Below are 8,995 nucleotides of genomic sequence, written 5' to 3'. Positions count from 1 at the left end.
CCCTGACCGGCACGAAAACACGCCCCCTGGGCGTCGCGGCCGAGACGGGCACCGCGCTCCCGCTCACCGCCGCCAAGCGCGGACTCCTGGACACCGCGACCGAGACGGACATGGCCCTGCCGCTGACCGGGGGACGCGCCCGCGTCCTGGGCGTCGCGGTCGAGACGGACACGGCCCTGCCCCTGGCCGCGACGAAGACCCAGCAGCTGGGGACCGCGACCGAGACCGACACCGCCCTACCGCTGGCCGTCACCCGGGGCCGCGTCCTGGGCGTCGCGGCCGAGACGGGGACCGCGCTCCCGCTCACCGCCGCCAAGCGCGGACTCCTGCGCACCGCGACCGAGACGGACACGGCGCTGCCCCTGACCGGCGCCCGTACCCGCGTCCTGGGCACCGCCACCGAAACCAGCACCGCCTTGCCCCTGACGGCAGTGAAGACCCGGCTGCTGGGCATCGCGGCCGAGACCGACACCGCCCGCCGGCTGAGGGGATACCACCGGAACATCACCCTGGTCATCGGGATGCCCCGCACCGGCTGGCACGCCGCCGGACCGCTCCGCACCAGCTGGCACGCCGCCGAACCAGAGCACGCCTGGTCCGCCGGGACCCCCACCGTCTGAAAGCGAGGACCACGTGCTGAAGATCTCGATCTCATCGGTGGAGTACCTGGACATCCCCGTCACCGCCGACAGCGAAGTGGAGCTGGAGTCGCTACCGGTGGAGATCGCCATCACCGACGCCAACAGCCACCCCGGTGCAGCCGACTGGCAAACAGCGTCCTGGCAGAACGGCCACGCCCGCATCCTCATCGGCCCCGGCACCGCCCTGGAGCTGACCCAGCGCCGCCAGCGCTATCTCGCCTGGGTGCGCGTCACCGACACCCCCGAACGGCCCGTGCTGAAGGCCGACGGGGAGATCGTCACCTACTGAACTCCTGCCCGGCCCGCCCTTCGAGGGGTCGAGGGCCGGCCGGGCAGGTCACCGCCCCATCCCGCCGAAAGGACCGCTATGCAACTCGTCCTCTACACCTGGACTCCCGAGTCCATCGCCGCCGAGCCCGGCCTGACCGAGGTGTTCGGCACGCTCATGGCCGCCCACGACCTCAACCCCACCGACGTCCAGATGGTCGAACTCCTGGCCGTCCAGGACGAAGGAACCCAGCAGTGGACGCTCTTCCTGCGCGCCCACCTGCCCCCGGACCCGGACGTGACCGAGAACGGCTTCCCCGTCGCCCAGTACGTGGACCTCTTCGTCAGCACAGGCGGCGCGTAGAACGGCCTACTCGGCAGCGACGATCCGCCGCACCTCTGCCACCAGAGCCTTCCGCTTCTTCGCCGACCACAGCTCCTCACCACGGCGACCCGCGCACGACACCACGATCGGCCCGACCGCCACCGAAGGCCCGCCGATCCCCTTGGCGTAGGCCTTCGCCTTCCCCGGCCCGGGGAACTGCACGATGGTCACCGGATCCGTCGTCACCATCTGCACGCACCCCGAGCGCTCGCAGAACCCCGTGTTCTCCCGGGGGTTGGGCAGCTTGAACCGCTCGCCCAAGGCGTCCACCACGGCCTGGGCAGAAAGGCCCTCGGCCTCCTGGACCACAGCGCTGGACCCAGCGGGAGACGGGGAGGCCGACGGCTCGCCCGAGGTGGCGTTGGAGCAGGCCGCACACAGCAGCAGCGCCACCAGGGCGCACAGAGAAGAACGCATACCCGAACCCTACGGACGAACAGGGAGGCACCATGGCCAAGCGCAGCGATCTGACCTCCCGGCCCAACCGGCGCACACGCAGGCAGATCCTCGCCGAATCGGATACCTGCATCCTGTGCGGCCACAACGGCGCCGATGCGGTCGACCACATCATCCCCGTGGCCAGGGGCGGCACCGAGGATCCCGACAACAAGGCGCCTATTCATGGGACGAAGGGCTGCCGGACCTGTGGGCGCAAGTGCAACAGCGAGAAGGGCGACCGCCCGCTGCCCGAGGTCAAGCTGGTGACATCAAGGGACTGGTACACCAAGTGAGCAACGACGCCCTCTGGCAGATCCGCCACCGCCTGCGCATCTCGGCCCAGTTCGAATGGAGGCCGGGAGAAGGCGACTGGGTGGAGCACAGGGCCACGGGCCTGGTCATGGCCTGGTGCCCATGCGGCTATACCTCGGGCTGGGTGGCCAAGGACGCACTGCCCCCGGTGGAGGAGCTGCGTACCGAGCACCCGATCCCCACCCTGGACGACCCGATGGGCACGGGCCGCGCAGCCCCTCCCCTCATCGACCCGCTCGACCTGAGCGAGCAGACCGAGGGCGACGACGACCAGGGCGAGCGCGACAACTGCGAACTGTGCGGGGGATACACCCGGCTCAACCGCTGGCGACTGTGCCACGGCTGCGCGGCCGGCGTCTGACCACCCCCCCACCCCCCTGCCCCGGACAGGGTCCTGACCTGCACAAACGTGCGGTCCTGCATCGTTGCAGGTCAGGGCGCCGCGGTTTTTTGGGGCAGGGGGGCCGGATAGCCCCGCGCCCATCTCTCCAGTTTCTCTCCCCGGGCCGGTGGGAGCGCCGCCATGACGGCGGATGACCGATGCGCATAGAAGAGGAGACGGTTATGGCGGCTGAGCCCATCGGCGTCGGCCAACATGGCGAACACCTGGCTACCGAGATCGTGCGGATGCGCGGCCTGCGCGGCTGGGATCAGCGCACCCTGGCCGCCCGTATCACCGAGCACGGCCGCGCCCTGTCGGCGTCGGTGCTGGGCAAGGTCGAGGCGAAGAAGCGGCGCGTGGACGTCGACGACCTGGTGGCCATCGCGAAGGCCTTCGGGGTGCCGGCCTCCCGGCTGCTGGGCGAGGCCGACTACGACGAGCCGAAGCCCGAGCGCGTGCCCGGCGCGCTCGGCCTGCAGGTCGACGACGACATCGCGGCGCTGGGCGACCTGGAAGGGATGGCGCCCTCGCTGGCCGAGCTGGCCCGCGCCCTGGCCCGCGAGATCGACAGCGGCACGCTGTTCGACTCCCGATCGCTGCCCCCGCTGGCGCGTGAGCTGCGAGAGGTCCTGACCAAGCTGGCCGAGCTGGCCGCCGGTGAGGACGACGATGACGACGGCCTCGGCGACCTTGGCACCCCTGACTGAGACCGATGAGGACCTGTGGCAGGCGCCCCCGAGCTACGCCGCCGAACTGCGCGAGCTGTACGGGCTGGAGTGTCCGCCCTGGTGGGGCACGCCCCGGCGCACGGAGAACCCCACGCTGGGCCCGCAGGTCGCCAAGGTCATGACCGCGCTCGGCTACCCGCCGATGCCCTGGCAGCGCTACGTCCTGGACGTCGCCCTGGAGCTGAACCCCGTCACGGGACTGCCGATCTACCGCGAGGTCGGGATCTCGGTGCCGCGCCAGCAGGGCAAGACTCAGCAGATCCTCGGGGCGATGACGCACCGGGCGATGGCCTGGGCCCGCCAGAACATCACCTACGCCGCGCAGACGCGCACCATGGCGCGCTCCCGGTGGGAAGACGAGTTCCTGGCCACCATCGAAGAGAGCAGGCTGGCCAAGCGTTTCCGGGCCCGCAAGGGCAACGGCAATGAGGCCATCATCTGCCTGAAGACCCGCTCGCGGATCGGGATCACGGCCAACACCGAGGAGGCCGGCCACGGCCCGTCGCTGGACATGGGCATCATCGACGAGGCCTTCGCCCACCAGGACGACCGCCTGGAGCAAGCCTTTTCCCCCGCGATGCTGACCCGGCCGCGCGCTCAACTGTGGTGGGCGAGCGCGGGCGGCACCGAGAAGTCTGTCTGGCTGAACAAGAAGCGGGCCGCGGGCCGGGAACTGGTGGAGCAGATCTACGCCACCGGAGAGTTCCCCGCGGTGGCCTACTTCGAGTGGTACGCGCCCAAGTACCTCTCCCGCCTGGACCCGGAGACGTGGCGGATGTGCCTGCCCGCCCTCGGCCACACCGTCACCGAGGAGATCATCCGGGCCGAGCTGGACAAGATGGAAGACGCGGAGTTCGACCGCGCGTACCTGAACAGGACGCGCAAGGCGACGCCGCCGCCGGACCCGAACGTGCCGCGCGAGGCCTGGCCCAAGCTGACCGACAAGCTCTCCCAGGCCTCGGCCGACATCGCCCTGGCGGTGGACGTCAGCCCCTTGCGCAACTGGGCCTCCATCGGCCTGGCCTCCCCGCGCCCCGATGGGCGGATGCACCTGGAGCTGGTCGACCGGCGCGCAGGCACCGACTGGGTGGTGCCCGCCCTGCGGAAACTGGCCGACCTGCACAACCCCATCGCGATCGCCATCGACGTCCCGGCCCGCTCCCCGGCCGGGTCGCTGCTGGACGACCTCAAGGCCGCCGGATTCCGCCTCCCGGAGGAATCCGACAAGCCGAAGCGCGGCGACCTGGCGGTGCCGCGCATGGGCGACGTGACCGCGGCGTGCGGGCAGTTCGCCGACAGCGTCCGCCAGGGCGGCATCGTGCACATCGGCCAGCAGCAGCTGAACGCCGCCATCAACGGCGCCCGCACCCGCGCCCTGGGAGACGCCTGGGCGTGGCACCGGCGCGGCGCCCACGACGACATCACGCCGCTGGTGGCCACCACCCTCGCGCGGTGGGCGCTGCTGGCCCGCCTGCCCCTGCTCCGCCAGACCTACGACCCGCTCGCGAACATCCGGTGAGGAGAGACATGAAACGTGCGCTGGGCACCGCCGGGCATCTGGCCGGGCTGGGGCTGCGCTACGCCCCCGGCGCGGCCGGCGCGGCCCTGATCGCCTGGGGGATGGGGATGATCTGGCTGCCCCTGGGCGTCATCGTCGCCGGCCTCGCGCTGCTCCTGGTGGACCGGAGGATCCGATGAGCCTGTGGTGGAGCCGACGCGCCCAGCGCGAGCACTCGACCCCGACGACGTTCAACCAGCTCGCCGCGCAGCTGGCGGCCGCCCGGTCCTTCGCCGACGTCGACGTCACCGGATCCCCGGAAGGCGCGCTGCAGTCGACGGCGGTGTGGGCCGCGGCCGACCTCATCGCCTCCATCGCCTCCGAACTGCCCATCGACGTGCTGCGCGGGACCGGTGCCGAGCGGCGGGTGCTGCCCACCCCGGGATGGCTCCAGGACCCGGACGGCTCGGGGTACGGGCTGGAGGACTGGCGCTACCGCGTGATGATGTCGTGGCTGCTGCGCGGCAACGCCTTCGGCATGGTGCTGGCCCGCTCCAGCGCCGGGTACCTGCAGCAGGTCGACCTCCTGCCGCCGGATGCGGTGTCGGGGTGGCTGGAGGGCGGCCGCGTCCGCTGGGCCGTCAGCGGGCGGACCGTCCCCGAGGCCGAGCTGGGCGACGTGCTGCACCGGCGCGTCAACCCGATGGCCGGCCACGTCCTGGGCCTGTCCCCGGTGCAGAACCTGGCCCGCTCCGTCGGCGTCAACATCGCCTCCTCCCGGTACGGGCTGCAGTGGTTCAGCGACGGCGCCCACCCCTCGGGGCTGCTGGTCAACACCGAAGTCGAGCTGGAGCAAAAGCAGGTCGACACCGCCAAGCAGCGGTTCCTGGCCGCGCTGCGCGGCAACCGCGAGCCGCTGGTGCTGGGCAAGGGCTGGGACTACAAGCAGCTGCAGATCACCCCCGAGGAATCCCAGTTCCTCCAGACCCAGGGGTTCTCGGCCGCAGAGTGCGCGCGGATCTTCGGACCCGGCCTCGCGGAGATCCTCGGCTATGAGTCCGGCGGATCCATGACGTACTCCAACGTCGTCGACCGCGGCCTGCACCTGCTGACGTACGCGCTCAACAAATGGCTGCGCCGCCTGGAACGCCTGCTGTCGGACTTCCTGCCCAAGCCGCAGTACGTGCGCATCAACCGCAACGCGCTGCTGGAGACCAGCGCCCTGCAGCGCTACCAGGCCCACCAGTCCGCGCTGCAAAACCAGTGGCGCACCGTCAACGAGGTCCGCGACCTCGAAGACCTCCCGCCGGTTCCGTGGGGCGATGAGCCCCTGACCAAGACCGCCCCCGCCCCCGCTCCGGAACCTGAGCCGGACGAAGGCGACGACGACCCGGACCCCGATGACCCCGCCGACGACGGCGACCCCGAGGAGTGAAAGCCCATGCCCGCAGTACGCGGCCTGTACCTGATCCGTGGCGGATCCGCCGTGCCCGTCCTCGCCCCGCGCCCGGAGCCGGCGGCCGCCGAGCGCGCCGAGAGCGACGCCGACGCCATGCCGGTGATGACCGTTGAGTTCTCCCGCTTCGACACCTGGTATGAGATCGACTCCCTGTGGGAGGGCCGCTTCCTGGAGCGGACCATCAAGGGCTCGTTCAAGCGGACCATCCGCAACAACGGCGCCGGCCTGAAGGTGTTGTTCAACCACGGCCGGGACATGACGATCCACCAGAAGGTCCTCGGGGTGCCCGCGCGCCTGGAGGAGCGGGAGACCTCCCCGTACATGGAGGTGCCGCTGCTGGACACCAGCTACAACCGGGACCTGGTGCCCGGCCTGCAGGCCGGCGCCTACGGCAGCAGCTTCATGTTCGACGTGGTGCGCGAGTCCTGGGACTACGACCCGGGCCCTTCGGACTACAACCCCGACGGCATCCCGGAGCGGACCGTGGAGGAGGTCCGCCTGTACGAGGCCGGGCCGGTGACGTGGCCGGCCAACCCGGACGCGACCGCGGGCCTGCGCTCCGGGGCGGACTGGCTGATGGAACAGCTCGCCGTCCAGGACAGCGCAGAGCGCGCCGACCTTGTACGATCATTTGCAGCCTTCCGGGCGATGCACGGCCTTCGCACCTCCGCAGACGCGGAGCCCGCGACCGCCAAGCACACGCCCGACCCGATGGCCCCGGCACCCGGTGATGCACCGGCTCGCCACGTCGACGGGATCTCGGCAGCGGCACGACGCCGCCGCCTGACGATTCACGACGCGGCAAGGAGCCGAGCATGACCATCGAAGAGATCCGCTCGCGCATCGCGGAGATCCGCTCCCGTCTGCAGGAGCTGGACACCGCCGCCGGGGACGGCGACCTGACCGGCGACGCCCGCGGCGAGTGGGAGTGGCTGGAGGCCGAGCTGGCCCAGCGCGACAACGAGCTGACCGAGGCCGAGACCGCCGAGCGCACCGCCGCCGAGCAGCGCGAGCGCGAAGAGCGCGAGCAGGGCGAGCGCACCGAGCGGCTGCGCGCCTCCCGGGAGAGGTGGCGCTCCACCCAGGTCGCCCGCAAGGTCACCCCGTGGGACGGGACGGACGTGCGGCGCCTGGGCCGCGGCGAGGTCCGCGACCGGGCGCTGGCCGTCATGGACGTCCGCGACCACGTCCGCCACCTGGACGACGGGCAGCTGGAGCAGGTGGAGTACCTGCTGCGCCACCGCGGCCCCGACTACGACCCGGCCGTCGTCGCGCGGATGATGCTGCTGAGCGAGCACGAGAACTACCGCAGCGCGTGGCAGAAGCTCGTCACCCAGACCCAGCCCGTCCTCACCAACGAGGAGGCGCGGGCGGTCAACGCCTTCACCGAGGCCCGCGCCATGTCCGGTGGCGTCGACACCGCCGGCGGGTACGGCGTGCCGGTGCTGATCGACCCGACGATCATCCTCACCGCCCAGGGCAGCCTCAACCCGTTCCGGCGCATCTCCCGCGTAGAGAACATCACCACCGACCAGTGGCGCGGCGTCACCAGCGCCGGCGTCAACTGGAGCTACGACGCTGAGGCCTCCGCCGTCAGCGACGACTCCCCGACGCTGGCCCAGCCCGTCGTCGACGCGCACGAGGCCCGCGGCTTCATTCCCTTCTCCCTTCGGGTCGGCCAGGACTACCCCGGTTTCGCCGAGGAGATGGCGCGCCTCCTGGTGGAGGGCTACGACGAGCTGCAGGCCAACAAGCACGCCGTGGGTTCCGGTGCCGGCGAGCCGTTCGGGATCCTGACCGCGCTGGACGCCAACACCAACGTGGAGGTCGTCGTCACCACCGACGGCGCCTTCGGCGGCGCCGACGTCAACAAGGTCTGGGGGGCGCTCCCGGACCGCTACAAGGCCAACTCCCGCTGGGTGATGTCCACCGAGGTCGGGGACGAGATCTCCGCCTTCGGCAACGGCAACAACATCTCCTGGTACACCGTCGACCTGACCGGCACCCTGGAGAAGATCAAGAACCGGCCGGTGGAGTACTCCAGCTACTTCCCCGCCTACACCGCCACCACCGGCGCCGAGAACCGGCTGGTCGTCGGCGACTTCCGCAATTACCTGATCGTCCAGCGCGTCGGCATGACGGTGGAACTGATCCCGCACCTGTTCGACCAGGCCACCGGGCGCCCCACCGGCCAGCGCGGATGGTTCGCCTACGCCCGCGACGGCGCGGACTCCATCAACGACCAGGCCTTCCGCCTCCTGCAGAACCAGTAGCCGGGGCTCGCAGCACCGTGGCGGCCGGCGGGTGGTCGGCCGCCACGGGACCACCCATCCCTTTGCGAATCGAGGTTCCTCGTGGCCATGTCCATCGCCTACGCCAACCGCCACGCCAGCCTGGCCCACGGCGGGCAGCGCATCGCCATCCGGGCAGGAGAGCCCTGGGACGCCGCCGACCCCCTGGTCAAGGCCTACCCCGACTTCTTCGACGCCAGCCTCCCGGCGGTGCGCTGCACCACCGACCCCTCGGGGATACGGCTCCTGGACCGCCAGGAGGACGCCGCCCCGGAGACCGCGACCGCCGCGCCCGGCGAGCGCCGCACCACGCGCCGCCCCCGCACCAGCGGTGGAGGCAAGCAGTGATCCCGGGGACGGTGAAGCTGACCTGGGTGCACTCAGAGCAGGTCGCGCACTCCTGGCACATGTCGATGATGGACCTCATCGGCTGGGACCTGGCCCACCACCAGCGCATCGTCACCGCCGGATTCCTGGCGATGCGCTACGGCAGCGGCGGCCTGGTCGCCGCCCGCAACAAGGCCGTCGACGCCTTCCTGGCCTCCGAGGCCGAGTGGCTGATGTGGGTGGACACCGACATGGGTTTCGCCGCCG

The 8,995-nt window shown here is 71.3% G+C and carries 14 protein-coding genes; 13 read left to right on the top strand and 1 reads right to left on the bottom strand.

Translation table 11 applies throughout. From position 1 onward, the window contains the following. From ABD327_RS34905 to ABD327_RS34895, 3 genes are all read left to right on the top strand, one after another. Positions 1-620: hypothetical protein (locus ABD327_RS34905; RefSeq protein ID WP_344457458.1), on the top strand; the 620-nt coding region annotated here is incomplete at its 5' end. A 13-nt stretch (positions 621-633) separates the two neighbouring features. Next, complete coding sequence (locus ABD327_RS34900) at positions 634-930, top strand: hypothetical protein (RefSeq protein ID WP_344248271.1); 297 nt, start codon at positions 634-636, stop codon at positions 928-930. 78 nt (positions 931-1,008) lie between these two features. After that, on the top strand, positions 1,009-1,272 hold the full coding sequence (locus tag ABD327_RS34895) for a hypothetical protein (protein ID WP_344457455.1): 264 nt from the start codon (positions 1,009-1,011) through the stop codon (positions 1,270-1,272). Between the two features lie 6 nt (positions 1,273-1,278). Here ABD327_RS34895 and ABD327_RS34890 read toward each other — a convergent pair whose 3' ends face one another. Then, a complete protein-coding gene (locus ABD327_RS34890; RefSeq protein ID WP_344457453.1) occupies positions 1,279-1,710 on the bottom strand; it encodes a hypothetical protein in 432 nt (143 codons plus the stop codon). 32 nt (positions 1,711-1,742) lie between these two features. On the opposite strand from ABD327_RS34890, the gene ABD327_RS34885 reads away from it, so the two are divergent. The 10 genes from ABD327_RS34885 to ABD327_RS34840 all read left to right on the top strand — a co-directional run. After that, the gene (locus tag ABD327_RS34885) at positions 1,743-2,024 is read left to right on the top strand and encodes an HNH endonuclease (RefSeq protein ID WP_344457451.1); all 282 of its coding nucleotides are present in this window, start codon (positions 1,743-1,745) and stop codon (positions 2,022-2,024) included. Further along, positions 2,021-2,404, top strand: coding sequence for a hypothetical protein (locus ABD327_RS34880; RefSeq protein ID WP_344457449.1), 384 nt, complete (start codon positions 2,021-2,023; stop codon positions 2,402-2,404). The genes ABD327_RS34885 and ABD327_RS34880 overlap by 4 nt, the downstream gene beginning before the upstream one ends. A gap of 203 nt (positions 2,405-2,607) precedes the next feature. After that, the gene (locus ABD327_RS34875; RefSeq protein ID WP_344248187.1) at positions 2,608-3,132 is read left to right on the top strand and encodes a helix-turn-helix domain-containing protein; all 525 of its coding nucleotides are present in this window, start codon (positions 2,608-2,610) and stop codon (positions 3,130-3,132) included. Further along, positions 3,116-4,672, top strand: coding sequence for a hypothetical protein (locus ABD327_RS34870; RefSeq protein WP_344457447.1), 1,557 nt, complete (start codon positions 3,116-3,118; stop codon positions 4,670-4,672). Before ABD327_RS34875 ends, ABD327_RS34870 begins: the two co-directional genes overlap by 17 nt. Positions 4,673-4,680: 8 nt before the next feature. Next, entirely contained in the window at positions 4,681-4,851 is a 171-nt protein-coding gene (locus tag ABD327_RS34865; RefSeq protein ID WP_344248183.1) for a hypothetical protein, read from the top strand. Continuing rightward, positions 4,848-6,086, top strand: a complete 1,239-nt coding sequence (locus tag ABD327_RS34860; protein WP_344457444.1) for a phage portal protein — start codon at positions 4,848-4,850, stop codon at positions 6,084-6,086. Before ABD327_RS34865 ends, ABD327_RS34860 begins: the two co-directional genes overlap by 4 nt. A gap of 6 nt (positions 6,087-6,092) precedes the next feature. After that, the gene (locus tag ABD327_RS34855) at positions 6,093-6,929 is read left to right on the top strand and encodes an HK97 family phage prohead protease (RefSeq protein ID WP_344457442.1); all 837 of its coding nucleotides are present in this window, start codon (positions 6,093-6,095) and stop codon (positions 6,927-6,929) included. After that, positions 6,926-8,383, top strand: coding sequence for a phage major capsid protein (locus ABD327_RS34850; RefSeq protein ID WP_344457440.1), 1,458 nt, complete (start codon positions 6,926-6,928; stop codon positions 8,381-8,383). Before ABD327_RS34855 ends, ABD327_RS34850 begins: the two co-directional genes overlap by 4 nt. 87 nt (positions 8,384-8,470) lie before the next feature. Continuing rightward, positions 8,471-8,749 (top strand): hypothetical protein, encoded by a 279-nt coding sequence (locus ABD327_RS34845; RefSeq protein ID WP_344457437.1) that lies wholly within the window; start codon positions 8,471-8,473, stop codon positions 8,747-8,749. After that, a partial coding sequence (locus ABD327_RS34840) for a hypothetical protein (protein ID WP_344457434.1) occupies positions 8,746-8,995 on the top strand: 250 nt, incomplete at its 3' end. The genes ABD327_RS34845 and ABD327_RS34840, both read left to right, overlap by 4 nt.

The sequence above is a fragment of the Actinocorallia aurantiaca genome, from assembly GCF_039533685.1.
Lineage (GTDB): Bacteria > Actinomycetota > Actinomycetes > Streptosporangiales > Streptosporangiaceae > Actinocorallia > Actinocorallia aurantiaca.
The sequence above is the reverse complement of the archived record's forward strand: the minus strand, read 5'-3'. Positions and strand labels throughout refer to the sequence as shown.

Excerpts from the sequence above, each read along its gene's own strand:
- ABD327_RS34850 (WP_344457440.1), top strand. The coding sequence starts at position 6,926 with ATGACCATCGAAGAGATCCGCTCGCGCATCGCGGAGATCCGCTCCCGT.
- ABD327_RS34845 (WP_344457437.1), top strand. The coding sequence starts at position 8,471 with ATGTCCATCGCCTACGCCAACCGCCACGCCAGCCTGGCCCACGGCGGG.
- ABD327_RS34865 (WP_344248183.1), top strand. The coding sequence starts at position 4,681 with ATGAAACGTGCGCTGGGCACCGCCGGGCATCTGGCCGGGCTGGGGCTG.
- ABD327_RS34875 (WP_344248187.1), top strand. The coding sequence starts at position 2,608 with ATGGCGGCTGAGCCCATCGGCGTCGGCCAACATGGCGAACACCTGGCT.
- ABD327_RS34895 (WP_344457455.1), top strand. The coding sequence starts at position 1,009 with ATGCAACTCGTCCTCTACACCTGGACTCCCGAGTCCATCGCCGCCGAG.
- ABD327_RS34885 (WP_344457451.1), top strand. The coding sequence starts at position 1,743 with ATGGCCAAGCGCAGCGATCTGACCTCCCGGCCCAACCGGCGCACACGC.
- ABD327_RS34890 (WP_344457453.1), bottom strand. The coding sequence starts at position 1,710 with ATGCGTTCTTCTCTGTGCGCCCTGGTGGCGCTGCTGCTGTGTGCGGCC.
- ABD327_RS34860 (WP_344457444.1), top strand. The coding sequence starts at position 4,848 with ATGAGCCTGTGGTGGAGCCGACGCGCCCAGCGCGAGCACTCGACCCCG.
- ABD327_RS34855 (WP_344457442.1), top strand. The coding sequence starts at position 6,093 with ATGCCCGCAGTACGCGGCCTGTACCTGATCCGTGGCGGATCCGCCGTG.